At 65.6% G+C, this 26,549-nt stretch carries 21 protein-coding genes and 1 tRNA gene; 12 read left to right on the forward strand and 10 right to left on the reverse strand.

The features are described from left to right. Window positions 1-5: 5 nt before the first annotated feature. Together G6N08_RS15020 and G6N08_RS15025 are read right to left on the reverse strand one after the other, a co-directional pair. Entirely contained in the window at window positions 6-512 is a 507-nt protein-coding gene (locus G6N08_RS15020; RefSeq protein ID WP_163758562.1) for a DUF488 domain-containing protein, read from the reverse strand. 44 nt (window positions 513-556) lie between these two features. Next, window positions 557-630: transfer RNA gene (locus G6N08_RS15025), tRNA-Leu, on the reverse strand. 104 nt (window positions 631-734) lie between these two features. Between G6N08_RS15025 and G6N08_RS15030 the strand changes: the two genes are divergently transcribed. Further along, on the forward strand, window positions 735-1,361 hold the full coding sequence (locus tag G6N08_RS15030; RefSeq protein ID WP_163758564.1) for an ANTAR domain-containing response regulator: 627 nt from the start codon (window positions 735-737) through the stop codon (window positions 1,359-1,361). A 103-nt stretch (window positions 1,362-1,464) separates the two neighbouring features. Here the strand turns inward: G6N08_RS15030 and G6N08_RS15035 are convergent, their stop codons facing one another. Further along, on the reverse strand, window positions 1,465-2,628 hold the full coding sequence (locus G6N08_RS15035) for a lipid-transfer protein (RefSeq protein ID WP_163760694.1): 1,164 nt from the start codon (window positions 2,626-2,628) through the stop codon (window positions 1,465-1,467). A 29-nt stretch (window positions 2,629-2,657) separates the two neighbouring features. Continuing rightward, on the reverse strand, window positions 2,658-3,092 hold the full coding sequence (locus G6N08_RS15040; RefSeq protein WP_163758566.1) for a Zn-ribbon domain-containing OB-fold protein: 435 nt from the start codon (window positions 3,090-3,092) through the stop codon (window positions 2,658-2,660). Between the two features lie 127 nt (window positions 3,093-3,219). Here G6N08_RS15040 and polA point away from each other — a divergent pair, with 127 nt between their 5' ends. The 3 genes from polA to coaE all read left to right on the forward strand — a co-directional run bounded on the left by polA (window position 3,220) and on the right by coaE (window position 8,795). Continuing rightward, the gene (polA, locus tag G6N08_RS15045; protein ID WP_163760696.1) at window positions 3,220-5,946 is read left to right on the forward strand and encodes a DNA polymerase I; all 2,727 of its coding nucleotides are present in this window, start codon (window positions 3,220-3,222) and stop codon (window positions 5,944-5,946) included. Window positions 5,947-6,121: 175 nt separating this feature from the next. Further along, window positions 6,122-7,567: a 30S ribosomal protein S1 gene (gene rpsA / locus G6N08_RS15050; protein WP_163758568.1), complete on the forward strand. Its 1,446-nt coding sequence runs from the start codon at window positions 6,122-6,124 to the stop codon at window positions 7,565-7,567. A gap of 10 nt (window positions 7,568-7,577) precedes the next feature. Then, on the forward strand, window positions 7,578-8,795 hold the full coding sequence (gene coaE / locus G6N08_RS15055; RefSeq protein ID WP_163758570.1) for a dephospho-CoA kinase: 1,218 nt from the start codon (window positions 7,578-7,580) through the stop codon (window positions 8,793-8,795). A gap of 13 nt (window positions 8,796-8,808) precedes the next feature. Here coaE and G6N08_RS15060 read toward each other — a convergent pair whose 3' ends face one another. Together G6N08_RS15060 and G6N08_RS15065 are read right to left on the reverse strand one after the other, a co-directional pair. Next, window positions 8,809-9,234 carry a hypothetical protein gene (locus G6N08_RS15060; RefSeq protein ID WP_163758572.1) on the reverse strand — a complete coding sequence of 142 codons (426 nt, stop codon included), beginning with the start codon at window positions 9,232-9,234 and terminating at the stop codon, window positions 8,809-8,811. Window positions 9,235-9,603: 369 nt separating this feature from the next. Beyond that, on the reverse strand, window positions 9,604-10,062 hold the full coding sequence (locus tag G6N08_RS15065; RefSeq protein WP_163758573.1) for a ribonuclease FAU-1 family protein: 459 nt from the start codon (window positions 10,060-10,062) through the stop codon (window positions 9,604-9,606). A gap of 156 nt (window positions 10,063-10,218) precedes the next feature. Between G6N08_RS15065 and uvrB the strand changes: the two genes are divergently transcribed. Both uvrB and G6N08_RS15075 read left to right on the forward strand, forming a co-directional pair. Beyond that, complete coding sequence (uvrB, locus tag G6N08_RS15070; protein WP_176601044.1) at window positions 10,219-12,384, forward strand: excinuclease ABC subunit UvrB; 2,166 nt, start codon at window positions 10,219-10,221, stop codon at window positions 12,382-12,384. Between the two features lie 175 nt (window positions 12,385-12,559). After that, window positions 12,560-13,429, forward strand: coding sequence for an SCO6745 family protein (locus G6N08_RS15075; RefSeq protein ID WP_163758575.1), 870 nt, complete (start codon window positions 12,560-12,562; stop codon window positions 13,427-13,429). A gap of 24 nt (window positions 13,430-13,453) precedes the next feature. Here G6N08_RS15075 and G6N08_RS15080 read toward each other — a convergent pair whose 3' ends face one another. Further along, window positions 13,454-15,031 (reverse strand): mannosyltransferase, encoded by a 1,578-nt coding sequence (locus G6N08_RS15080; protein ID WP_163758577.1) that lies wholly within the window; start codon window positions 15,029-15,031, stop codon window positions 13,454-13,456. Between the two features lie 310 nt (window positions 15,032-15,341). Between G6N08_RS15080 and G6N08_RS15085 the strand changes: the two genes are divergently transcribed. Beyond that, window positions 15,342-15,785, forward strand: coding sequence for a universal stress protein (locus G6N08_RS15085; protein ID WP_163758578.1), 444 nt, complete (start codon window positions 15,342-15,344; stop codon window positions 15,783-15,785). Between the two features lie 95 nt (window positions 15,786-15,880). Here G6N08_RS15085 and G6N08_RS15090 read toward each other — a convergent pair whose 3' ends face one another. Beyond that, the gene (locus G6N08_RS15090) at window positions 15,881-16,558 is read right to left on the reverse strand and encodes an MBL fold metallo-hydrolase (RefSeq protein ID WP_163758580.1); all 678 of its coding nucleotides are present in this window, start codon (window positions 16,556-16,558) and stop codon (window positions 15,881-15,883) included. Window positions 16,559-16,673: 115 nt separating this feature from the next. Here G6N08_RS15090 and uvrA point away from each other — a divergent pair, with 115 nt between their 5' ends. After that, a complete protein-coding gene (gene uvrA, locus G6N08_RS15095; RefSeq protein ID WP_163758582.1) occupies window positions 16,674-19,583 on the forward strand; it encodes an excinuclease ABC subunit UvrA in 2,910 nt (969 codons plus the stop codon). 83 nt (window positions 19,584-19,666) lie between these two features. Here the strand turns inward: uvrA and lysX are convergent, their stop codons facing one another. Next, the gene (gene lysX / locus G6N08_RS15100) at window positions 19,667-23,062 is read right to left on the reverse strand and encodes a bifunctional lysylphosphatidylglycerol synthetase/lysine--tRNA ligase LysX (protein ID WP_163758584.1); all 3,396 of its coding nucleotides are present in this window, start codon (window positions 23,060-23,062) and stop codon (window positions 19,667-19,669) included. Window positions 23,063-23,405: 343 nt separating this feature from the next. On the opposite strand from lysX, the gene infC reads away from it, so the two are divergent. Genes infC through G6N08_RS15120 form a run of 4 tightly spaced genes read left to right on the forward strand, consistent with a single transcriptional unit; the run spans window position 23,406 to window position 25,480 of the window. Continuing rightward, complete coding sequence (infC, locus tag G6N08_RS15105) at window positions 23,406-23,993, forward strand: translation initiation factor IF-3 (protein WP_163760700.1); 588 nt, start codon at window positions 23,406-23,408, stop codon at window positions 23,991-23,993. 19 nt (window positions 23,994-24,012) lie between these two features. Beyond that, on the forward strand, window positions 24,013-24,207 hold the full coding sequence (gene rpmI / locus G6N08_RS15110; RefSeq protein ID WP_163758586.1) for a 50S ribosomal protein L35: 195 nt from the start codon (window positions 24,013-24,015) through the stop codon (window positions 24,205-24,207). Window positions 24,208-24,259: 52 nt separating this feature from the next. Next, complete coding sequence (gene rplT / locus G6N08_RS15115) at window positions 24,260-24,649, forward strand: 50S ribosomal protein L20 (RefSeq protein ID WP_163758588.1); 390 nt, start codon at window positions 24,260-24,262, stop codon at window positions 24,647-24,649. Between the two features lie 45 nt (window positions 24,650-24,694). After that, entirely contained in the window at window positions 24,695-25,480 is a 786-nt protein-coding gene (locus tag G6N08_RS15120) for a TrmH family RNA methyltransferase (RefSeq protein ID WP_163760702.1), read from the forward strand. A 3-nt stretch (window positions 25,481-25,483) separates the two neighbouring features. Here the strand turns inward: G6N08_RS15120 and G6N08_RS15125 are convergent, their stop codons facing one another. Beyond that, the gene (locus G6N08_RS15125; protein WP_163758590.1) at window positions 25,484-26,548 is read right to left on the reverse strand and encodes an oxygenase MpaB family protein; all 1,065 of its coding nucleotides are present in this window, start codon (window positions 26,546-26,548) and stop codon (window positions 25,484-25,486) included. Window position 26,549: the final 1 nt, after the last annotated feature.

A 26,549-nucleotide genomic window follows, 5' to 3' on the forward strand; every position in this document is an offset into this window, starting at 1 on the left:
CGGTGTCAGGTTTGGTCCGGCGCGGTGCCGGTCAGCCAGTCCGACATGCGGTGCGGTGAGAGCGAGCCGTTGGGCATGAGGTGCGCCACCGCGTGTCCGTCACGGCTGGCCAGGTCGGCGATCATGCGCCGGTGGCAGCGCCACCACAGCGGCTCCCCGCACATGATGGCGACGTTGCGGGTGGTCGCGTCCTGGAGGAGCCGCCGGTATGCGGCCTGGAACTCAGGTGTGCGAGTGTGGGCAGCATAGTTGGCGAACGCCGGGTTATCCCACCAACGGTCGGCTGGCGTCAGGCTGGCCGGCGGTTTGCGCCGACCACCCAGGCCCGGCTCGTGCCGGTAGTCGATCCCGGCGGCTCCCAGCCAATTCGGCATGACCTGTTTCGACACCTCGGGGTTGCGGCGCGAGCCGGGGAAACTCCGGACGTCGACCAGCAGCCCGATGTCGTGGTCGCGCAGGGTGGCGATGAGTTCCGCGGCGGTCTTCGCACCGTGACCGATGGTGAATAACATTGGCGCTGTATGCCCGTCGCGCCGCCGAAAGGCGCCCCGGACGGTGCCCTCGGTGGGATTCGAACCCACACTGTACGGGTTTTGAGTCCGTTTCCTCTGCCAGTTGGGATACGAGGGCCGGTCTCGCTGGCTACGGCCTCCCACGATAGAGGATGCGTGCGATCGTGGGACGCGCACAACCCCCCGCTCGCTGACCACGGGGTTCCGCGACACAATGTCGTCATGACCGGCTCCACCACCGACGCCGAGGCCGGCGGCCCGCGCCGGGTGCTCATTGCCGAGGACGAGGCGCTCATCCGGCTGGACTTAGCCGAAATGCTGCGCGAAGAGGGTTACGACATCGTGGGGGAAGCCGGTGACGGGCAGGAAGCCGTCGAACTGGCCGAACACCTCAAACCCGACCTGGTGATCATGGACGTGAAGATGCCGCGCCGCGACGGAATCGACGCCGCATCAGAGATCGCCAGCAAGCGCATCGCCCCGATTGTCGTGCTGACCGCGTTCAGCCAGCGCGACCTCGTTGAACGGGCGCGAGACGCCGGAGCGATGGCGTATCTGGTGAAACCGTTCACCGTCAGCGATCTCATCCCGGCGATCGAGTTGGCGGTGAGCCGGTTCGCCGAGATCACCGCCTTGGAACGCGAAGTGGCGACGTTGGCCGATCGGCTGGAAACGCGCAAGCTGGTGGAGCGAGCCAAGGGCCTGTTGCAGAGCAAGCAGGGCATGACCGAGCCTGAAGCATTCAAATGGATCCAGCGCGCGGCCATGGACCGGCGGACCACCATGAAACGCGTAGCCGAAGTCGTGCTGGAAACCCTGGACACCCCCAAAGACACGCCGCCGGGCTAGCCCGGCCTGGTGTCGCGCGCCGAGCGTGCAACCACGGCGGCGACACGCCGACGACACCCGCCCTGGTTGCACGCTCGATGAAAGCGTCCGACGGCCCGGCCCCTTATCGCGCGACGATTACCGATGAACCGTGCCCGAACAATCCTTGATTTGCAGTAATTCCGACGGTCGCGCCCTCGACCTGGCGGCCGGTGGCCTGGCCGCGCAACTGCCAGGTCAGTTCGCAGACCTGTGCGATCGCCTGTGCGGGGATGGCCTCGCCGAAACACGCCAGCCCACCCGACGGGTTTACCGGGATGTCGCCCCCGCAGGTCGTCGCCCCGCTGCGCAGCAACGCTTCGGCCTCACCCCGGGCACACAGGCCGAGGTGCTCATACCAGTCGAGTTCCAGGGCCGTGGACAAATCGTAGACTTCGGCCAGGCTCAAATCCGTCGGCCCGACACCTGCTTCCGCGTAAGCGGCGTCGACTATCTGGTCTTTGAAGACGCGCTGCGGCGGTGGCACCACCGCAGTGGAATCCGTTGCGATATCCGGCAATTCCGGAAGATGTTGCGGATAGCGGGGTGTGACGGTGCTGATCGCGCGGACCGACGGCACGCCTCGCAGCGAACCCAGGTGCGCACGGGTGAATTCGGCGCTGGCCACAATGAGGGCCGCCGCGCCGTCGGAAGTGGCGCAGATGTCGAGCAGCCGCAGTGGATCGGCCACCACCGGGCTGGCCAGCACCTCCTCGACCGACACCTCCTTGCGGTAGCGCGCATTCGGATTCTGCAGGCCGTGACGTGCGTTCTTGACCTTGACCAGCGCGAAGTCTTCGGGCGTGGCGCCATAGAGATCCATCCGCCGGCGGGCCAGCAGCGCGAAATAGACCGGATTGGTGGCCCCGATCAGATGGAACCGCTGCCAATCCGGATCGTTCTTGCGTTCGCCGCCGACCGGCGCGAAGAAGCCCTTGGGTGCGGTGTCCGCACCGATCACCAGCGCGACATCACAGAAGCCGGCCAGGATCTGCGCGCGGGCGCTCTGCAGCGCCTGCGCCCCGCTGGCGCACGCGGCGTAGCTGGAGCTGACCGGTATCCCGTTCCAGCCCAGCTGCTGTGCGAACGTCGCACCGGCGACGAAGCCCGGATAGCCATGGCGAATGGTGTCCGCCCCGGCCACCAGCTGGACTTGGCGCCAGTCCAGTCCGGCGTCGGCCAGCGCCGCGCGCGCCGCCACCAGCCCGTACTCGGTGAAGTCGTTGCCCCACTTGCCCCACGGGTGCATCCCGGCGCCGAGGATGTAGACCGGTTCGCTCACGCGATCCTCCAGCCGTAGACGATCCGCTGAACCCCGGTGTCGTCGGTGAACAGCGGCATAGTGGTCAGCTCCATCTCCATGCCGATCCGCAGGTCGGCCGCCAGGGTCCCGTCGGCCACCTTGCCGAGCACGATCAGCCCCTCGGCGGCCAACTCGACCGCGGCGATCGCGAAGGGCGTGAACGGATCTGCCGCCGGATAGGGCGGAGGTGGCGCATAACGGTTTTCGGTGTAGCTCCACAGCGTGCCGCGCCGTGACAACGGCACCCGCGTGAGCTTGTCGGCGGCGCACGCCGGGTTGGGGCAGGTGGTGGTGCGCGGCGGAAAGACGTAGGTGCCGCACCGGGGACACTTGCTGCCGATCAGGTGCGGAACATCGTCAGTGGTGAACCACCCGTCGATCGCGGGGGCTTGCCGGATTGCTGCTGGCACTGGGCCAGCGTACCGGGAACACCCCCGAAACTGAAACGTGTTGCAGTTCGGTGGCGCCGCTCGGCTGCCCGGCATAACACCGGCATCAGGCCGGGTGCCTAGAGTTGAGAGGGTGAGTCCAGCCAAAATGTCGGCTACCGGCGTCTCGGACGCGGACGGGCCGACAGCCAGCACCGGCAAGCCGACATTGATGCTGCTGGACGGCAATTCGCTGGCATTCCGGGCGTTTTACGCGCTGCCCGCGGAGAACTTCAAAACCGCTGGCGGTCTGACCACTAATGCGGTGTATGGGTTCACCGCGATGCTCATCAACCTGCTGCGTGACGAATCGCCGACCCATGTGGCGGCGGCGTTCGACGTATCGCGGCAAACCTTTCGCTCGGACCGCTATCCCGCGTACAAGGCCAACCGGATATCGGCCCCCGACGAGTTCGCCGGGCAGATCGATATCACCAAGGACGTTCTGGCCGCACTCGGGATCACGGTGCTCGCCGAGCCGGGCTTCGAGGCCGACGACATCATCGCGACGCTGGCCACCCGGGCCGAGGACGAGGGTTATCGGGTCCTGGTCGTCACCGGCGACCGCGACGCGCTGCAGCTGGTCAGCGAGAACGTGACGGTGCTCTATCCGCGCAAGGGTGTGAGCGAGCTGACCCGGTTCACCCCGGAGGCCGTCGTCGACAGATACGGGCTCACCCCGGCGCAGTATCCCGACTTCGCCGCGCTGCGCGGCGACCCCAGCGACAATCTGCCGGGTATCCCGGGAGTCGGCGAGAAGACCGCGGCCAAGTGGATCGCCGAATACGGCTCGCTGCAGGCGCTGGTCGACAACGTCGACACGGTGCGCGGCAAGGTCGGCGACGCCCTGCGTGCGCATCTGGCCAGCGTGGTGCGCAATCGGGAGCTCACCGACCTGATCCGCGATGTGCCGCTGGCGCACACACCCGACACCCTGCGGCTGCGGCCGTGGGACCGTGACCAGATCCATCGGCTCTTCGACCAGTTGGAGTTCCGGGTGCTGCGGGACCGGCTGTTCGAGACGCTGGCCGCGGTGGAACCCGAAGTCGAGCAAGGGTTCGACGTGCGCGGCGGAGCACTCGAACCCGGCACCGTCGGACAATGGCTGGCCGAACATGCTGCTGACGGGCGGCGATCCGGGTTGGCGGTGATCGGCACCCACTTGCCCTACGGGGGGGACGCCACCGCGGTGGCGATCGCCGCCGCCGACGGTGAGGGCGGTTTCGTTGACACCGCCACGGTGACCCCTGAGGACGAGGCGGCGCTGGGCTCCTGGCTGGCCGACGCCGCCAAACCCAAGGCATTGCATGAGGCGAAGGCGGCCATCCATGATCTCGCCGGGCGCGGGTGGGCACTGAACGGCGTCACCTCCGACACCGCGCTGGCGGCGTATCTGGTTCGCCCTGGGCAACGCAGCTTCACCCTCGACGACCTGTCGCTGCGCTATTTGCGTCGCGAGCTTCGTGCTGAAAGCTCTGAGCAACAACAGCTTTCGCTACTCGACGACACCGACCGCGTGGATGCCCAGGCGGTGCAAACCGCGATCTTGCGGGCCCGCGCGGTTGCGGATCTGGCCGACGTCCTCGACGCCGAGCTGGCCCGCATCGATTCCACGGCGTTGCTGGGGGAGATGGAGCTTCCGGTCCAAGCGGTACTGGCGGGCATGGAAGCCGCGGGCATCGCCGTCGACCTGGAGCGGCTGAGCGAGCTGCAAAGCCGGTTCGCTGATCAGGTCCGTGACGCTGCCGAGGCCGCCTACGCGGTGATCGGCAAGCAGATCAACCTCGGTTCACCCAAACAGCTGCAGGTCGTGCTGTTCGACGAACTGGGCATGCCGAAGACCAAGCGGACCAAGACCGGATACACCACCGACGCCGATGCCCTGCAGTCGCTGTTCGACAAGACCGGGCACCCATTCCTGGAGCATCTGCTTGCACATCGCGATGCCACCAGGCTCAAAGTCACCGTCGACGGGCTGCTGAATGCGGTGGCTGCCGACGGGCGCATCCACACCACCTTCAACCAGACCATCGCCGCGACCGGGAGGCTCTCCTCGACCGATCCCAACCTGCAGAACATCCCGATCCGCACCGAGGCGGGCCGGCAGATCCGCGATGCGTTCGTCGTCGGCGACGGGTACGCCGAGCTGATGACCGCCGACTACAGCCAGATCGAGATGCGGATCATGGCGCATCTGTCCCACGATGAGGGGCTGATCGAGGCGTTCAACACCGGCGAGGATCTGCACTCGTTCGTCGCGTCGCGAGCTTTCGGCGTGCCGATCGAGGAGGTGACGCCCGAGCTGCGCCGGCGGGTCAAGGCCATGTCCTACGGGCTGGCTTACGGGCTGAGCGCCTACGGGCTGGCCCAGCAGCTGAAGATCTCCACGGAGGAAGCAAAGGTCCAGATGGAGGCCTATTTCGCACGCTTCGGCGGGGTGCGCGACTACCTGCAGGCGGTGGTCGAACAGGCCCGCAAGGACGGCTACACCTCCACCGTGCTGGGCCGGCGACGCTACCTGCCCGAGCTGGACAGCAGCAACCGCCAGGTGCGGGAGGCGGCCGAGCGGGCCGCGCTCAACGCCCCGATCCAGGGCAGCGCGGCCGACATCATCAAGGTCGCCATGATCGACGTCGACACAGCCCTCAAACAAGCGGGGCTCGCCTCCCGCATGCTGCTGCAAGTCCACGACGAACTGCTGTTCGAAGTCGCTGCCGGGGAGCGGGATGAACTCGAAGCCCTGGTGCGTGCGAAAATGGGGGGTGCCTACCCGCTCGACGTGCCGCTGGAAGTGTCCGTGGGTTTCGGCCGCAGCTGGGACGCAGCCGCGCATTAGCCGACGGTGGTGACGCCGAGCGTGCAGCTGCGGCGGAATTTGGGCGTGTTTTTCGCCCTGAGTTCACGTTCGGCGCAGAAGGGTGCGGTTTGGCCAGCGTGTGCCCCGTCGAGTAGCCTCGACGGGTAAACCATATCGTCCCTACGACCCAACCTGTCCGGAGCAACCCAACAATATGCCGAGTCCCGCCGTCACCTCGCCCCAAGTAGCCGTCAACGACATCGGCTCGAGCGAGGATTTTCTCGCCGCCATCGACAAAACCATCAAGTACTTCAACGATGGCGACATCGTGGAAGGGACCATCGTCAAGGTTGACCGGGATGAGGTGCTGCTCGACATCGGTTACAAGACCGAAGGGGTCATCCCTTCTCGTGAATTGTCCATCAAACACGACGTCGACCCCCACGAGGTGGTCAAGGTCGGCGACAGAGTCGAGGCTCTGGTACTGACCAAGGAGGACAAGGACGGTCGCCTGATCCTGTCCAAGAAGCGCGCGCAGTACGAGCGTGCCTGGGGCACCATCGAAGCCCTCAAAGAAAAGGACGAAGCGGTCAAGGGCACCGTGATTGAAGTCGTCAAAGGCGGCCTGATCCTCGACATCGGGCTGCGCGGGTTTTTACCGGCCTCGCTGGTGGAGATGCGCCGGGTGCGCGACCTGCAGCCCTACATCGGCCGCGAACTGGAAGCCAAGATCATCGAGCTGGACAAAAACCGCAATAACGTCGTGCTGAGCCGCCGCGCGTGGCTGGAGCAAACCCAGTCGGAGGTACGCAGCGAATTCCTCAACCAGCTGCAAAAAGGCGCCATCCGCAAGGGTGTGGTGTCATCGATCGTCAACTTCGGTGCGTTTGTCGATCTGGGCGGTGTGGACGGTCTGGTGCATGTCTCTGAGCTGTCCTGGAAGCACATCGACCATCCCTCCGAGGTGGTGCAGGTCGGCGATGAGGTCACCGTCGAGGTGCTCGACGTGGACATGGACCGTGAGCGAGTGTCGTTGTCACTGAAGGCCACCCAAGAAGACCCGTGGCGGCATTTCGCCCGCACCCACGCGATCGGCCAGATCGTGCCGGGCAAGGTCACCAAGCTGGTGCCGTTCGGCGCGTTCGTCCGTGTCGAAGAGGGTATCGAGGGCCTGGTGCACATCTCCGAATTGTCCGAGCGCCACATCGAGGTGGCCGACCAGGTGGTCGGCGTCGGCGACGACGTGATGGTCAAGGTCATCGACATCGACCTGGATCGGCGCCGGATTTCGCTGTCGCTCAAGCAGGCCAACGAGGACTACACCGAGGAGTTCGACCCGGCGAAGTACGGGATGGCCGACAGCTACGACGAACACGGCAACTACATCTTCCCGGAGGGTTTCGACCCCGAGACCAACGAATGGCTCGAGGGATACGAAAAGCAGCGTGCCGAGTGGGAAGCCCGCTACGCCGAGGCCGAACGGCGGCACAAGATGCACACCGCACAGATGCAGAAGTTCGCTGCCGCCGAAGCCGCCGCGCCCGCCGACACCGGTCAGCGGCCGGCCGAAGATTCCCCGTCCGAGGACAATACGGGTGGCGCGCTGGCGAGCGACGCCCAACTGGCGGCCCTGCGGGAGAAGCTCGCAGGCAGCGCGTAACCGCGCTCCGATGCTGCGGATCGGGCTGACTGGTGGTATCGGAGCCGGAAAGTCGGCGGTAGCGGTTACCTTCTCCGAACGCGGCGCGGTGGTTGTCGACGCAGACGTCATCGCGCGCGAGGTTGTCGAGCCCGGCACCGAAGGATTGACAGCGCTCGTCGGTGCGTTCGGCACCGACATTTTACGGCCAGATGGGACGCTGGATCGTCAAGTATTGGCTGCCAAGGCTTTCCGTGACGACGCAACCCGCGCCACTCTCAACGAGATCATTCATCCGTTGGTCGCCAAGCGTCGCGCGGAAATTATCGCGACGGTGCCCGACGACGCGGTTGTCGTCGAAGACATCCCGCTGCTGGTGGAATCGGGTATGGCTCCGTTGTTTCCGCTCGTTGTTGTGGTGCACGCTGACGCCGAACTGCGTGTGCGGCGACTGGTCGAGCAGCGGGGCATGGCCGAAGATGACGCGCGCGCTCGTATCGCCGCGCAGGCCAGCGACGAACAGCGGCGCGCCGTTGCCGACGTGTGGCTGGACAACTCGGGCAGCCCGGACGATTTGGCGCAGCGGGCCCAAAAGGTGTGGGATCACCGGATACTGCCGTTTGCGCACAATCTGAGCGCGCATCGTATTGCCCGCCCCGCGACACACCTGTCGCCGGCCAACCCGGCCTGGCTGCAGCAGGCGCAGCGTATCATCGCCCGGATAGCGACAGCGTGCGGCGCAAAAGCGTTACGAATCGACCACATCGGATCAACCGCGGTGCCGGGGCTGGATGCCAGGGATGCCATCGACATCCAGGTCACCGTCGAGTCGCTGGCCGTTGCTGACGAACTCGCCGCGCAGTTGCTGCCCGCCGGGTACGTCCGCATCGAAGATATGACTGAAGACCCCGCCAAGGCCGATGCCCGCAGCACCGTTGAAGCCTATGACCACAATAGCGATCCGAGATTGTGGCACAAGCGAACTCACGCGTCAGCAGATCCCGGCCGTCCAACCTATGTTCATATTCGAGTTGACGGCTGGCCCAACCAGCAGTTCGCCCTGCTGTTCACGGACTGGTTGAGGGCCAATCCCGAAGTACGAGCTGAGTATCTGGCCATCAAGCGGACAGCGGTGCAGGCCTCGGGCGGGATGATGGGCCGCTACGTCGCCGTCAAGGAACTATGGTTCGCCGACGTGTACGGCCGGGCGTGGGACTGGGCCGATGCGGTGAGCTGGGAGCCGTCGTGATGCCGATACCGGCTCAGGCGCCGGGCAGCGGCGCCCCGCACGGGAGCACGCCGTTCATCGGGTCGGTGCTGCCCGGCATCGGCCTGACGAATTGGTCGACTTGCGCGGCGACCTTGTCGTCGACATCGATTTCGCAGTGCACATTGGCCGAATACGGCCAGTGGAGCGCCACCTGCATACCGGCCTTGGCGGGATCAGCGAGCACGGTATTGGCCTCGAAGGTGCTGCCCGGCAGCGAGCTCAAGGTCGCGGTGTTGGTTTGGGTGTCGTTGATCATGAACGTGGCAACCGAACCGGGAGCCACCCCGTCGACGCGCGCGATATAGGTGATGTTGTGCTTTTCGTTTTGTGCCTGCGCGGTCCCTGGACTTAACTGTGCGCCGCCCAGGGCAGCTGCCATGATGGCGATCGACATCCATCTGCGCATGGTGGAGTTCATGACTGAAGACCTTACGCCCGGCGCAGGCCGCGGACTGTGTGGTTGCCAGCTGCCGCCTCTCGGGCTGCCGGCACGGGTGCTGTGCCGAGGTGCGCCCGCCGCCGGGCTGTCCGGCCAGCGCCGGGGACTATCGCGCATCGTGAACCGCTCCGCGCGCATACCGTGGGCGTCGGCCCACCACCGAGGCGCCTGGGGCACAGGTGGGTATGACCAAACCTGCCGGTGCGCAGCCACCCCGCCAAACCGCAACGGGTTGCCCATCTCGTTCGATCTCGTGCGATAACGCCGGATTTTACTCGGGCACAATATTTTCCGAGCCAACGGCGATGTGAGCCACGGACAGACGCCACAGTGGCTCACGACAACCGCTCACGGCGTGCCCGGGTGCTGTGCGTCGCGCCATGTGAGCTCCATGCCGTTGGCGGCCGTCCAGTCCTGCAGGTCGTAGTGATGCCGGGACAGGCCGTCGACTGCGTCGACGGCGCGCCGCAGCGCCTGCTCGGCGACTTCCGGGGTGAGCAGGCCGTGGCGTACGGCTTCCAGCAACTCGGCGACGTCGGAGAGGTCAACGCCTCTGCCGGTGCGGACCCTCAGGTCCAGGTAGTGGTCCTCGGAACGCCAGAGACCCGGACCAGGGGTGTATTCGCCAACGTCGAGGTAATAGTCGTGGTCCTGCTCATAACCGGGGTTGAAGTGGAACACGGTAGCGCGCAGGCCCAATGACGGCAACAGCCACGATTGGAGGTAGTGGAACTCGGCGCGGCCGGGCGTAGGCCTGGCCACATACAGTCCCCATGGACGCAGGAGGTACTCGTCGACATCCCGCACGATGCCTTTGGGATCGGTGTTGGTGCGGGCGATCAGGTCGAACGTCTCATGCTTGGGCGCGTGAATGACGCCAGCTTAACCGCCCGGGGACGATGCGATGCGACGACATCGACCGGTACAGCTGGGACACGGTCTCCGGAGGCCTACCCTGATGGTATGGCTTTCGCTACCAAGCACGTGGTTGCGCACTCGGAATACCGCCCAGCCGGAGAGGCCGTGGCGGGGTTGGTGCGTAGCGGCGGCCGGTTCGAGGTGGTCAGCCCCTACCCACCGGCCGGAGATCAGCCGGCCGCCATCGACGAGCTGGAGCGGCGGCTCAAAGCGGGGGAGAAGGATGTGGTGCTGCTGGGCGCCACCGGCACCGGGAAGTCGGCCACCACCGCGTGGCTCATCGAGCGCCTGCAACGGCCCACCCTGGTGATGGAGCCGAACAAGACGCTGGCTGCGCAGATGGCTAACGAGCTGCGGGAGATGTTGCCGCACAATGCTGTTGAATATTTCGTCTCCTACTACGACTACTATCAGCCGGAGGCGTATATCGCGCAGACCGACACCTACATCGAAAAGGACAGCTCGATCAACGACGATGTCGAGCGGTTGCGGCATTCGGCGACGTCGGCGCTGCTGTCCCGCCGCGATGTGGTGGTGGTGGCCTCGGTGTCGTGTATTTACGGGCTGGGCACCCCGCAGTCCTACCTGGACCGCTCGGTGGAGCTGCGGGTGGGCACCGAGGTGCCCCGGGACGCGCTGTTGCGGCTTTTGGTCGACGTGCAGTACACCCGCAACGACCTGTCGTTCACCCGGGGCTCGTTTCGGGTGCGGGGCGACACCGTGGAGATCATCCCGTCGTATGAGGAGCTGGCCGTCCGGATCGAGTTCTTCGGCGACGAGATCGAGGCGCTGTATTACCTGCACCCGCTCACCGGTGAGGTGATCCGCCAGGTCGACTCGCTGCGGATCTTTCCCGCCACCCACTATGTGGCGGGCCCCGAGCGGATGGCGCACGCGATCACCACCATCGAAGAGGAGCTGGCCGACCGGCTGGCCGAACTGGAGCGCCAGGGCAAGCTGCTGGAAGCGCAGCGGCTGCGGATGCGCACCAACTACGACATCGAGATGATGCGGCAGGTCGGGTTCTGCTCGGGCATCGAGAACTACTCGCGCCACATCGACGGGAGGCCGCCGGGTTCGCCGCCGGCCACGCTACTGGACTACTTCCCCGAGGACTTTCTGCTGGTCATCGACGAGTCGCATGTCACCGTGCCGCAGATCGGCGGCATGTACGAGGGTGACATCTCCCGTAAACGCAACCTGGTGGAATACGGCTTCCGGTTGCCGTCAGCGTGTGACAACCGCCCGCTGACCTGGGAGGAGTTCGTGTCCCGGATCGGGCAGACGGTGTATTTGTCGGCCACCCCCGGCCCCTATGAGCTCAGCCAGACCGGCGGTGAGTTCGTCGAGCAGGTGATCCGGCCCACCGGTTTGGTCGACCCGAAAGTCGTGGTCAAGCCCACCAGGGGCCAGATCGACGACCTGATCGGTGAGATCCGCAAACGCGCCGAGGCCGACGAGCGGGTACTGGTGACCACACTGACCAAGAAGATGGCCGAGGATCTCACCGACTACCTGCTGGAAATGGGCATCCGGGTGCGTTACCTGCACTCCGAGGTCGACACCCTGCGCCGGGTGGAACTGCTGCGCCAGCTGCGGCTGGGTGAGTACGACGTGCTGGTCGGGATCAACCTGCTGCGCGAGGGCCTGGATTTGCCGGAGGTGTCACTGGTGTCGATCCTCGACGCCGATAAGGAGGGCTTCCTGCGCTCGTCGCGCAGCCTGATCCAGACCATCGGGCGCGCGGCCCGCAATGTGTCCGGGGAGGTGCACCTGTACGCCGACACCATCACCGATTCGATGCGCGAGGCCATCGACGAAACCGAACGGCGACGCGCCAAGCAGATCGCCTACAACCGAGAACACGGTATCGACCCCAAGCCGCTGCGCAAGAAGATCGCCGACATCCTCGACCGGGTGTACACCGAAGCCGACGACACCGAGATCGTCGAGATCGGTTCCGGGCGCAGCATATCCCGCGGTCGGCGTGCCCAGGGCGAGCCCGGCCGCGCGGTCAGCGCCGGAATCTTGGAGGGCCGTGACACCGCTCATATGCCGCGCGCGGAACTCGCCGATCTGATCAAGGATCTGACCGAGCAGATGATGGCGGCGGCCCGGGACCTGCAGTTCGAGCTGGCCGCGCGGTATCGCGACGAGATCGCCGATCTGAAAAAGGAACTGCGCGCAATGGACGCCGCCGGCGTGAAGTAAGCTCACCCGCTGTCAGCGCCGCGGTGGTTGTCCGCGGTGTTCACACATGCTCGGGGCCGCTGGCGCGATCGCCGCCGGGGATGCGAACGGGCGCTACGTTGGCGTCGCCGGCGCTGTGCGATCACCCGGCCAGTCGCGTCGCGGCGCGCATCGCCACCACGCTACTGTCCCCTGCATGGATGCTTTCACCGCCGGCCAGCTGACCCGCTCTCTCGACCCGCTACACGCCATGGTGTACTTCGTGCCCGAGGCCAACGAGAGATTCGGCGAACTGGGCATGCAATGGCGCATGCACTATTTCGCCAGCCGCTCGGCACCGATGGGCGCAGTATCAGCGAATGTTGTTGCGGCGACGTTCTATAACTTCAATCCACGGCTGGTCGCATCGGCGATTCCCGCAGCGTGGGATTTGGCGCCGCCCGCGATGGTGAACCAGGTGCGCTACGAAATCGTTTCGGCGGCGCTGCCCCGCGTGCTCGGCGAACAGCTCACCCAATCACCACAGCTGGCTCGCGCAGCTGAACTGTTGCAGCGGGTCGCGGAGTCGATACCAGACGGTGACGGCAGGCCGCTGTATGCCGGGCATGCGGCACTGGCGTGGCCGGACACCCCGCACGCCCGGCTTTGGCATGCGATCACATTGTTGCGTGAATATCGCGGTGACGGGCATATTGCGGCGCTGATGAGCAACGGACTCAATGGCCTCGATGCGTTAATCACCCACACTGCAACAGGAATCGGTTTCAACGTGGAGTTCGCCAGGCGATCTCGCGGGTGGAGCCGCGAAGAGTGGAGTGCGGCGGAAGAGCGCTTGAAGGCTCGCGGAATCCTCGGCGGCGACGGCCAGCTGACATCCGCCGGCAGGGATATCAGGTCAACAATCGAGGACCTCACCGACGAGTTGGGGTTCCCGCCGTGGCGGAAGCTGTCGGCCGACCACACCGACGAATTGGCCGGCGCGGCCCGGTTGATCCGCGAGGCGGTGCAAGCGTCCGGATTCTTTCCCGCCGAGGTTTTCGGGCCCCGCTACGGCCAGCACCGATAGCCGCGCGACCGCAGCGGGTGACCGTCAGCGGGTTGATTTCACGACCTGAGCGAAATGGAATTGCCAGCGCTCGACAATGTGAAATCCGATCTCCCCGGCGAATTGATAGGCAGGAGCGTGCCCCAGGAGGGGACCGGGCGCAAGTGACGGTCCGCTCTGATGGTCCGGCAGCGTCTTGTCGCGGCTGGAAATCGTCCACACGGTGCTGCATTTGTTGAGCCGGTTGAGTACCAGCCAGACCGCGACGTGACCGTCCCACAGGGTGCCGTGCTCCGGTCCCCGCGCGCCGCGCCCGACGTCGACCAGCGCCCGGAAGGCCGCCGGCCGTGTTGCCAGCAGCGCACGGATCGGGCCGGGTTTCCAGGCCACGGTGTTGTCGACCAGTAGACAATCTCCGGGTTTGGCGTGAGCGCTGATCACATCGGCCACCTGACTGTAGTCCCAGCCTTCTTTGGCGTATGGCCCGCGTTGCGTGAAAAGGTAATTCGGAAAGGCGGCGACGGCAAAAAGCATGACGACAGCGGCAATGCGCCAGCGCGTGCGGGCGATGGTGACGATGCAGACGGCAAGCACGACGGCCGCCGCGGGCGCGGTGAGAATCAGGTAGCGCGGGTAGTAGATCGGTTCGGCGAGCGCCGAGTAGAGCAACACTATCGCCGTGGGAATGAGCACCCACGCTACGCCCGCGAGCATGAGCCGGCGCGTAGCAGGGTTGGGCGGCCCGGATCGGCGCCGGGTGATCGCGACGACGAGAGCCGCGACCATCGTCAGCCCGGTGAGAACGCTGAACGGCACGCTGTGATCGAAATACTGCCGGTGCACCACGTCGAGGAGCAGGTTTCTGTGGAGTCCCGAGATCCAGCGAACCTGCCACACCTGACCATGGGCGAACACGGCGAACGGTGTCATGAGCCCGAGCCCGACGGCCGAGGTGACCGTCCACCAGCTGACAGTGGATTTCGTCGACGTGCCGGGGCCGAGCAGCGGCAGCATCGCGGCGTAGACCGGCACCAGCAGCGCCAGATTGATGCTGACCAGTATTGACAGCATCAATGCCAGTGCGTACAGCAACCACAGCCACGGTCTGTTGCGCCGCACCGACGTGATGAACAGTACCGTTAGCCAGACAGCCGCAGTTGCCTCCACAGCGTAGGGGCGGGCTTCGATCCCGGCCCAGGTCGTTCGGGGCAGGATAGCGAAAACGACACCCGCACATAGCGCAGTTGTTCGCGACGAAAACTGTTTGGTGAAAACCACAACACCCGCAGCGGCTGCCCCGACCGCCACACAGCTGGGAACACGCGACCAGAATTCCGTTGGCGGAAACAGCATGAACCACCCGTGCATCAGCAAGTAATACACGCCGTGCACCGCGTCGATATGGCCGAGCAATCGCCACAATTGCGGTAGTGATCGGCCCGCCGACGCCGAGATTGTGGCGCCTTCGTCGAACCACAGCGACGGCCGGCCAGCGCACGCGCCACTGACCACGGCGGCCAGCACGGCCACCAGTACCGCGTCGAGCGCGCTGCCGCGACGGCGCGGAGCAGCTGTCGTGGCGGCGGTCGCGGGTGCGGACTGTTCAACTGTCGGGGTGGACATGATGCATGTCACTGTAGGGCGCTGGGGTGAGCCTGCTCAGCGTCACCGGCGTCCGACCTGGCCGGCTGCAAAAGATCACCACTCCGGCCCATTCGGTTGTCACCGGCGTGGCACACGAAATTGCTTCAGCTGCAATGCTTTTCACATAACATTGAGGGCGCAGAACGTTTCAGCGCGGACGCTGTCCGACACGTCGATCCCGGCGCGGCACCCGCGGGTGGCGAATCGGGGTGGCGTAAATCGCACCACCCGGATTGGGCGAAGCGATACTGTCTTGGGTTGGCGTAGCAACCGACACTTGGGAGGGTACATGGACGCCTATCGGACCGTGGTGGTCGGAACCGACGGCTCGGATTCATCGCTGCGCGCGGTGGACCGGGCAGGCAACATCGCCGGGGCGAACGCGAAACTGGTCATCGCGACGGCGTACCTGCCCCAGCCTGAGGATTCACGGGCCGCTGACGTCCTCAAAGACGAAAGCTACAAGGTGTCGGGCACCGCTCCGATCTACGCGATCCTGCGCGAAGCGCGGGATCGGGCGAAGGCCGCCGGTGCCACGGACATTGAAGAGCGGCCGATAGCCGGTGCCCCGGTCGATGCTTTGGTCGACCTGGCCGAGGAGGTTAAAGCCGACCTTTTGGTGGTGGGCAATGTCGGGTTGAGCACGATCGCCGGTCGCTTGCTGGGCTCCGTTCCGGCCAACGTGGCCCGCCGGGCCAAAACCGATGTGCTGATTGTGCACACCACGCCCTAGGCGTCCGCCGGCCGCGTCCGCGGCCACCCCGCGGACCCGACGTGGCGTGCGAGCACCGACATAGCCACGCGAGAAAAGGGGATCGGCCGGGACGCTTACCAGCCCCGCTCACGCCACTCGCCCAGTTTGGGGCGCTCCGCGCCGAGCGTGGTGTCATCGCCATGACCCGGATAGACCACGGTGGAATCCGGGTAGACGTCGAAGACGCGGCTGGTGACATCGTTGAGCAGTTGGGTGAAGTCGCCCGGGCTCCATGTCTTGCCGACGCCGCCGGGGAACAGGCAGTCGCCGGTGAACAACTGGGTGACCGCGCCGGTCGCCGGTCCGTCCAGCGCCAGCGCGATCGATCCGGGTGTGTGGCCGCGCAAGTGAATCACATCGAAGCTCAAGGCGCCGATCTGCACGGCGTCACCGCCCTCGAGCAACCGGTCGGGTTTCACCGGTAAGGGCCCGGCATCGATGCTGTGCGCCGCGGTGGGCGCGCCGGTGGCTTGGGCCAGCGCGTCCAGGGCCTGCCAGTGATCCCAGTGCTGATGGGTCGTGACGATCAGCGAAACTTTGGGGGCGTAGCGCCGTGCCAGGTCGATGAGCAGGTCGGCGTCATTTGCGGCGTCGATCAGCAAAGTTTCGCCGGTCTGTGCACACGTCACCAGATAGGTGTTGTTGTCCATCGGCCCCACCGACGCTTTGATGATGGTGGCACCCGGCAGAATGCGGCGTGCCGCGGTGCCCGGTTCCACATGTCCCGTGTAGGTGTCGTCGACAACAGTCATAGCGGCCACGTTAGTGGCCGGCGGTGGGTTGCCGGTACCGCCACCTAGCATAAGAACCACGTGGGTACCGACTGCGGGAACGGGTCCGCACCACGGGCCCGATGGAAGGGACGGAGTGGCTGACCGCCTGATTATCAAGGGCGCGCGTGAGCATAACCTGCGCAGCGTCGACTTGGATTTGCCCCGCGACACTCTGATCGTCTTCACCGGGTTATCCGGGTCGGGCAAATCGTCACTGGCATTCGACACCATCTTCGCCGAAGGGCAGCGCCGCTACGTGGAATCCCTGTCCGCCTATGCCCGTCAATTCCTGGGGCAGATGGACAAGCCTGACGTGGACTTCATCGAAGGCCTGTCCCCGGCGGTGTCCATCGACCAGAAGGCGACCAACCGTAACCCGCGCTCCACCGTGGGGACCATCACCGAGGTGTACGACTATCTGCGGTTGCTGTACGCCCGCGCGGGCACGCCGCACTGCCCGGTCTGCGGTGAGCGGATCGCCCGCCAGACTCCGCAGCAAATCGTCGACCAGGTGCTGGCGATGCCCGAGGGCACCCGCTTCCAGGTGCTCGCCCCGGTGGTGCGCACCCGCAAGGGCGAGTTCGCCGACCTGTTCGAGAAACTCAACACCCAGGGCTACAGCCGGATCCGGGTCGACGGTGTGGTGCATTCCCTGACGAATCCGCCGAAGCTGAAAAAACAGGAAAAACACGATATCGAGGTGGTGGTGGACCGGCTGACCGTCAAACCCACTGCCAAACAACGGCTCACTGAATCCGTCGAGACAGCGCTGAGTTTGGCCGACGGGATCGTGGTGTTGGAGTTCCCCGATGACCGGGCCCACGACCACGACCGTCCCCGCGAGCAGCGGTTCTCCGAAAAACTTGCCTGCCCTAACGGCCACGCACTGGCCGTCGACGACCTGGAACCGCGGTCGTTCTCGTTCAACTCGCCCTACGGTGCTTGCCCGGAGTGCACCGGACTGGGGATCCGCAAGGAGGTCGACCCCGATTTGGTGGTGCCCGACCCGGATCTCACGCTGGCGCAGGGCGCGGTGGCACCGTGGTCGATGGGCCACGCCGCGGACTACTTCACCCGGATGATGGCGGGTCTCGGCGAGGTGATGGGCTTCGATATCGACACGCCGTGGCGCAAACTGCCGTCGAGGGCGCGCAAGGCGATCCTGGAAGGCTGCGACGAACAGGTCCACGTCCGCTACCGCAACCGGTATGGCCGCATCCGCTCGTATTACGCCGATTTCGAAGGCGTGATTGCGTTCCTGCACCGCAAGATGGCCCAGACCGAGTCGGAACAGATGAAGGAACGCTACGAGGGTTTCATGCGCGATGTGCCGTGCCCGGTATGTCACGGCACCCGGCTAAAACCGGAGATCCTGGCGGTGACGCTGTCAGCCGAACAACGCGGAACCAAATCGATCGCCGAGGTGTGCGATCTGTCGATCGCGGATTGCTCAGACTTTCTCAGCGCGCTCATCCTCGGGCCGCGCGAGCAGGCCATCGCCGGGCAGGTGCTCAAAGAAATTCAGACCCGGCTCGGGTTCCTGCTGGATGTCGGGCTGGACTATCTGTCGTTGTCGCGGGCCGCCGCCACTCTCTCAGGTGGTGAGGCGCAACGGATCCGGCTGGCCACGCAGATCGGGTCCGGGCTGGTGGGTGTGCTCTACGTGCTCGACGAGCCCTCGATCGGGCTGCATCAGCGCGACAACCGCCGACTCATCGAAACCCTCACGCGACTAAGGGATTTGGGGAACACGCTGATCGTCGTCGAACACGACCTGGACACGATCGCGCACGCCGACTGGGTTGTCGACATCGGCCCTGGTGCCGGCGAGCAGGGTGGCCAGATCGTGCACAGTGGCCCCTACGACGAGCTGCTGCGCAACCCCAACTCCATCACCGGAGCGTACCTGTCGGGCAAACAGCGTATCGAGATCCCGGCAATCCGCCGGCCCGTGGACCGCCGGCGCCGTCTCACGGTTGTGGGTGCCCGCGAGCACAACCTGCGCGAGATCGACGTGTCGTTTCCGCTCGGGGTACTCGTTTCAGTGACCGGGGTGTCCGGTTCCGGCAAGTCGACGCTGGTGAACGATATCTTGGCCGCGGTGCTGGCCAACAAGCTCAACGGTGCCCGGCAGGTCCCGGGCCGGCACACCCGGGTCACCGGACTGGATTTGGTCGATAAGCTGGTGCAGGTCGACCAGTCACCGATCGGTCGCACGCCGCGGTCCAACCCCGCCACCTACACCGGGGTATTCGACAAGATCCGCGCGTTATTCGCGGCCACCACCGAGGCCAAGGTGCGCGGGTATCAGCCGGGCCGGTTCTCGTTCAACGTCAAAGGCGGCCGCTGCGAAGCCTGTTCGGGTGACGGCACGATCAAAATCGAGATGAACTTTCTGCCCGATGTGTACGTCACATGCGAGGTGTGCCACGGCGCACGCTACAACCGCGAGACGCTCGAAGTGCACTATAAGGGCAAGACGATCGCCGAAGTGCTCGACATGTCGATCGACGATGCGGCACAATTCTTCGAGCCCGTCACGGGTATCCATCGCTACCTGAAGACGCTGGTCGACGTCGGACTCGGCTACGTGCGGCTCGGGCAGCCGGCCCCCACGCTGTCCGGTGGTGAAGCACAGCGGGTGAAGCTGGCCTCGGAGCTGCAGAAGCGTTCCACCGGGCGCACCGTCTATATCCTCGACGAGCCGACCACGGGGTTGCACTTCGACGATATCCGCAAGCTGCTCAACGTGCTCAATGGTCTTGTGGACAAAGGTAATACAGTGATCGTCATCGAGCACAACCTGGATGTGATCAAAACGTCGGACTGGATCATCGACCTGGGGCCCGAGGGTGGCGCCGAAGGCGGGACAGTCGTCGCGGAAGGCACTCCCGAGCAGGTCGCAGCCGTACCGGAAAGCTACACCGGCAAGTTCCTCGCCGAGGTCCTGGGCGTGCCGGCCGGCCCATCACGGGCGGCGAGCCGACGGCAGGTCAGCGCCTAACGCCGGCAACCGCGACCCCGACACGCCCGGCGTGCCCTGGCCACCGCCGGCCACGGTCAGCTTCCCGATCACCCGGTATCGCCTCAGCGGGGTTTTGCCAGCGGGAACGGCAGCGTTTCCCGGATGCTGCGGCCCGTGATCAACATGACCACCCGGTCGACACCCATCCCCAACCCGCCGGTGGGCGGCATCGCATACTCCATCGCCTGCAAGAACTCCTCGTCGAGCTCCATCGCCTCCGGATCGCCTCCCGCGGCCCGCAGCGACTGCTCCTGCAGCCGGCGCCGTTGTTCGACCGGATCGGTGAGCTCGCTGTAGGCGGTGCCCAACTCGATGCCCCAGGCCACCAAATCCCACCGCTCGGCGAGCCCGCGCTTGCTGCGATGCGGCCGCGTCAGCGGCGACACCGATGCGGGAAAGTCGATGTAGAAGGTTGGTTGTGCGGTCCGGCCTTCGACGAGGTGCTCGTAAAGCTCCAGCACAACCGAGCCGGTGTCCCACCGGGCCAGATAGGGAATGCCCACAGCATCACAGAGTTTGCGAAGTTTAGCTAAATCGGTGTCGGCGTCGATGTGTTCACCCAGTGCCTCCGATACCGCGTCATGGACCGTCTTCACCGCCCAGACACCGGAGATGTCGACCGGCTCGAGGCTTCCGTCGGTGCTGCCCGACCGCGGCCGCATTACCACCGGCGCGCCGTTGACGGCTTTGGCGGCGTTCTGGATCAGCTCCCGGCAGCCGTCCATCCACGTCAGGTAGTCGGCATGTGCCTGATAGGCCTCCAGCAAGGTGAACTCGGGATTATGGCTGAAGTCAACCCCCTCATTGCGAAAAGCCCGGCCCAGCTCGAAAACCCGCTCGACGCCGCCCACACACAACCGCTTGAGATACAGCTCCGGTGCGATCCGCAGGTACAGGTCCATGTCATAGGTGTTGATGTGCGTGACGAACGGGCGCGCCGTCGCTCCGCCGTGCACCTGCTGCAGGACCGGCGTCTCGACTTCGATGAATCCCTTGTCGAACAGCGTCTGCCTGATGGCACGCAAGACAGCGCTGCGTGCAGTGATCAGTTCGCGGGACTCGGTGTTGACCGCCAGATCGAGATAGCGGGACCGGACGCGGGCTTCCGGGTCGGTGAGTCCCTTCCACTTATTGGGCAGCGGACGCAGACACTTGCCGATGAGCCGCCAACCGGCCACGATCAGCGAGCGGGTTCCGGATTTGCTATACCCCATCTTTCCGGCGACTTCGACCAGATCACCGAGGTCGATTGACCTGGTGAAATCGGTGGTGCGGCGCTGCTCCAGCACCGAGTTGTCCAGCAGCAACTGCAGTTCGCCAGACCAGTCGCGTAACTGGGCGAACAGCACGCCGCCGAAGTCGCGGATGCGCAGCACACGTCCGGACACCGAGACATCGGCCTGATCGCCGGCGTCGAGAGCCTGGGCGACGGTGTGCGTCGGCGGGGATCCGACGGGATAGGGATCAACGCCGCTGCGCTGCAGCGCTTTCAGCTTGGTCAGCCGAACCCGGACCTGCTCGGGCAGGCGGGTCCGGCGTTCCAGGGCATCCGGTGGCAAACCGCGCAGGTCCGGCGCACTGCCATCCTGGTGCAGGATCCCGGTTGCGGTCAGCGTCGGCGGGACAGCCGGATGATGGCCGGTGTGCTGTTTGTTGCGCCGAGAAAACGGCAACACCAGGAACCCTTCGGCGATCACCGAGGCGACACCCACCCGCGGAATCATCCGGGCATCCTCGTAGCAGGCGTACCGGGGCACCCATTCGGGCTGGTATTTCATATTGGACCGGTACAGGGTTTCCAGCTGCCACCATCGCGAAAAGAACAGCAGCAGACCCCGCCACAGCCGTGCTACCGGACCGGCTCCCAGTTGGGCGCCCTGTTCGAACGCGGACCGGAACATGGCGAAATTCAGGGAAATACGGCTGATGCCCAGACGTTCAGCATGCAGGGCCAGTTCGCTGACCATCAGCTCGATGGTGCCGTTGGGTGACTGCGGCGAACGCCGCATCAGGTCCAGCGAAACGCCGTTATGGCCCCACGGCACCAGCGACAGCATGGCGACGACCAGGTCGTCGCGGTCGACCGCCTCGACCAGCAGGCACTCGCCGTCCGCGGGATCGCCGAGCCGGCCCAGCGCCATCGAAAAGCCGCGCTCGGACTGGCTGTCCCGCCAGGCGTCGGCGCGTGCGATGACCTGGGCCATTTCATCAGGGGGGACATCGTGATGGCGACGGATGCGCACTGTCAGCCCGGCTCTGCGGGCACGGGTCACCGCCTGGCGCACCGCGCGCATATCCGGGCCGGACAGCTTGAAATCCGCGGTGTGCAGGATGGCTTCGTCGCCCAGCTCCAGCGCGTTCAAGCCGGCGCTGCGAAACGCTTGCGCCGCTTGTGAACTCGCGCCCATCACGCCCGGTGCCCACCCATATGCCTGGCAGAGCTGCAACCAGGCGTCGATGGCCTGCGGCCAGGCCCTGGGATCTCCGACCGGGTCACCGCTGGCCAGGCAGACGCCTATTTCGACGCGGTAAGTGATGGCGGCGCGCCCGCTGGGCGCGAACACCACCGATTTATCGCGGCGGGTCGCGAAGTAGCCCAACGAGTCGTTTTTCCCGTATAACTCCAGCAGTCCGCGGATCGCCGATTCGTCTTCACCGGTGAGCGCGTTCTCGGCGCGTTGGGACTGAAACAGCACGATCGCCGCCGCGATGAGCGCTAAGGCGCCGCACAACCCGAACAGTGCGTTGAGGACGACGTCGGGTTTGCCCTTGAATAAATCCGGGTCGGCCAGGGCGAATCCGATGACCCGGTTCACCACGTAGGGCAACCGGTCTTCTCGCGCCAACGAGCCGGGGAACACCTCGACAAGTGCCCAGGACAGCGCAATCCCGATGACCCAGCCCGCCATCAGCACCACGGCCGCTTTGACAAGCGCACCGCGGCGCACCTTGGCCCAGAACTCCCGGTAGCCCAGCACCAGGACGACCAGAGCCGCGGTGTGCACGGTGAGCCCGAAACTCTCGCCGATCGTGTGCAAGGCCGTGCCGTGGGCTGCTGCCAGGCCGGCGATATTTAAAGCGGCGGCAAGGGCGAGGTTTCCGGTCAACAGCCACCACGCGATGCGCTTGCGCGCGGTCAGCGCAGCGGCCAGCAACGCGAGCACGAACGACCACGCGACGCTGGTGTCCGGGAAATTGAACACGTAGTCGTTGATGAACTCCCGTGGGACCTTGATCATCCACCGGATCGGCAGTGACACGCTCGCCAGCAGTGAGACCGTGGCTATGACGCCGACGGTCCAGCCGGCGGCTGCGGGAACCCAGTGATAACGGGATCTCGACCGGCTCGTGGTGGGTGTCACAGACGGCGAGGATATTCGTTCAGGCTGGGAATCGTCGCGGCGACTCGGGGCCGCGGCGCGGGGTACTCCACACCGGTGTTCCCGGAGTTTCTGCATGAACCGTCGGTGAACCTTCAGTACCCGGTGACTTTCGGGGCTCGCTGGTGTCACGGTGAGCCTGCGCAGCTGCTAGACTGGCCGGTGCGACCGTCCCGGCGATGCCGGGTACAGCAAGTGGAGTGCCACTCCCACCGTTGGCCACACCGGCTCAGCGGTCCGGTCACAGGCGTCACCCGATGCCTGGTCTGCGCATGTCGCAGGCGGCCTGAGCAGTTTCAAGCCGCGATCGGTCGGTACAGGGCCCTGCTTCTGCAGGGCTTTTTTGCTGATGGCGTGGTATTTCGATTGCTGTATCCGGAGGGCACCGGCCGCAACCACGACGACAACCCAGGGAGGCCCCATCAGCACTGAGACGCGCGTCAACGAGCGCATCCGCGTACCTGAAGTCCGGTTGATCGGCCCGGGAGGTGAGCAGGTAGGCATCGTGCGGATCGAAGATGCGCTCCGCGTCGCCGCGGACGCCGATCTCGACCTTGTCGAAGTCGCCCCCAATGCCAGACCACCGGTCTGCAAGATCATGGACTACGGCAAATTCAAGTACGAGGCGGCGCAGAAGGCGCGCGAGTCTCGCAGGAACCAGCAACAGACCGTCGTCAAAGAGCAAAAGCTGCGGCCCAAGATCGACGACCACGACTACGAGACCAAGAAGGGCCATGTCATCCGGTTTTTGGAGGCGGGGTCGAAGGTCAAGGTCACCATCATGTTCCGCGGACGCGAACAATCACGCCCGGAGCTGGGCTACCGGCTGCTGCAGCGGCTGGGCGCGGATGTCGCCGACTACGGGTTCATCGAGACCACACCGAAGCTGGACGGACGCAACATGACGATGGTGCTGGCACCGCACCGTGGCGCCAAGACCCGTGCCCGGGCGGCTCAGCAAGCCCGCGCGGTCGGACACGACGGCGGCACCGGACCATCAGCGAATTGACCGTGAGGAACGAGGACACATGCCGAAAGTCAAGACCCACAGTGGGGCGTCGAAGCGGTTTCGGCGCACCGGAACCGGAAAACTGGTGCGTCAGCACGCAAATCGGCGGCATCTGTTCGAGCACAAGCCGAGCACCCGCACCCGGCGTCTGGAAGGCCGCACCGCGGTCTCGCGCAACGACGCCAAACGAGTCAACAAGATGCTGAACGGCTGACCTGACCCCGGCACGCCGACACGACGATTTCTGCACGAGGATAGGGAAACTCATGGCACGCGTGAAAAGGGCGGTCAACGCCCAGAAGAAGCGGCGCACGATCCTGAAGGCTTCGCGTGGCTACCGTGGCCAGCGGTCTCGGCTGTACCGCAAGGCGAAAGAGCAGCAGCTGCGTTCCCTGAATTACGCCTATCGTGACCGTCGCGCTCGCAAGGGGGAGTTCCGCAAGCTCTGGATTTCGCGGATCAACGCGGCGGCGCGGGCCAACGATATCACCTACAACCGGTTGATCCAGGGTCTGAAGTGCGCGGGTGTCGAGGTGGACCGCAAGAACCTGGCCGAGATCGCGGTCAGTGATCCGGCGGCGTTCACCGCACTTGTCGGCGTCGCCCGCACCGCGTTGCCCGACGACGTCAACGCCCCCTCGGGAGAGGCCGCGTAACCGGCGACGATGCCGCCGCGACGCGGGGGAGCTGCAGACCTGCGGGTGCTCACCGAACGCTCGGCCCGGGTGGCCGGGGCTGTCAAACTGCATCGCCGCGTCGGCCGCGCCCGGTCGGGGCGCTTCCTTGCGGAAGGCCCCAATCTGGTGCAGGCTGCGGCGGCCCGTCGCCTGGTCAAGGAGGTTTTTGTCACCGAGGTGGCCGCGCAGCGGCACACTGCGCTGCTGGCCATGGCGGGGGCCCCGGTTCATCTGGTCAGCGAACGTGCCGCCAAAGCGCTATCCGATACGGCCACGCCCGCAGGTTTGATCGCTGTGTGCGAGATGCCGAATGCCCGTCTCGATGATGTGCTGGCGCGCGCACCGCAGCTGATCGCGGCCGCGGCCGAAATCCGTGAGCCGGGCAACGCGGGCACCGTGATCCGCCTCGCCGACGCGATGGGCGCTGCAGCCGTGGTTCTTTGCGGGCACACCGTGGATCCGTACAACGGCAAGTGTCTGCGTGCCTCCGCCGGCAGCATTTTCTCGATCCCGGTTGTCCACGCGCCGGATGCCGCCTCGGCGGTCGCGGACCTGCGCTCGGCCGGGTTGCAGGTATTGGCGACCATGACCGATGGTGAGCTGTCTCTCGACGACGCCGAGCCATTGCTGGCGAGGCCGACGGCGTGGCTGTTCGGGCCGGAATCGCACGGACTGTCGCCGCAGCTTGCCGCCCTGGCCCACCATCGGGTGCGGATCCCGATGCCCGGAGCGGCGGAGAGTCTGAACGTGGCCGCGGCCGCGGCTATTTGCCTGTACCAGAGTGCCCGGAGGCTCCGGCGCCGGTGCTGATCGTTACGCGGCCCTGCCCCGGTTGCGCACGGGCCGCAGACCGGCCAGCGAAAGCGTGGTATGCACCAGTGAGCCGGCGCGTTCCAGGATGGTCCGGCGCGGGGGGACGTAGTGCATCGGCAGGCTGCGCCGATCCGGGGGCGGCGCCACAAATCGCGGCGCTTCGACCAGCGGCGCGTCGGCGGGGATGCGTCCCTGCGCCCGCCGGTAGGCGGCCAGTGCGCGCGGATGTAAACGGATTTCGTCAGGCACCGCCACGAACACCAGCTCAACAAGTTTGCCGAATAACCGCAGCAGTATTTCGTCACCGGGTGTCCAGCGCATACCCGCCTTCTCGCGGACGGGCGGATCGAAAAGTCCCGCGGCGATCCAGCGCTGGCCGGCCAGCAGCGGCTTGAAGAACTGGTCCCACAGCGGCGTCGGGATGAGAACGAATTTCGGCTTAGGGATGCGCATCTGGAGAATGTCCAGGGTGGCTTGGTTGATCTCCAAGCGCTCCCGGCATACCCGGTCCCAATAGTGCTGGAATTCTTCCCAGGATTTCGGCACCGGACGCATGCTCATCCCGTACATCCGGTACCACTGGACGTGCTCGTCGAAGAGCTGCCGCTTCTCCGCCTCCGTCAAACCACCGCAGAAATATTCGGCGACCTTGATCACCAGCATGAAAAATGTGGCGTGCGCCCAATAGAACGTTTCCGGATTGAGCGCGTGGTAGCGACGGCCTGACGCATCGGCGCCCTTGATGGTGCGGTGGTAGTTTTTGATCTGCTCGCCGGTCTGCGCAGCCCGCTCACCGTCATAGACAACGCCCATGATCGGGTACACCGAGCGGGTAACCCGCTGCAGCGGTTCGCGCAGCAGAATCGAATGTTGCTCGACACCCGCGCCCAGCTCCGGGTACATGTTCTGGAGCGCACCGATCCACACACCCATCATCCCGGTGCGCAGGTCGCCGAAATACTTCCACGTCAGTGAATCCGGTCCGAGCGGTGTGGCCTTCCCCGACGATGGGTCCTCCGGGGTGACGGGCGAGGGCTGGGCGGACGTGGTCGATGTGGCAGTCATC

Source organism: Mycobacterium botniense, from assembly GCF_010723305.1.
Classification (GTDB): domain Bacteria; phylum Actinomycetota; class Actinomycetes; order Mycobacteriales; family Mycobacteriaceae; genus Mycobacterium; species Mycobacterium botniense.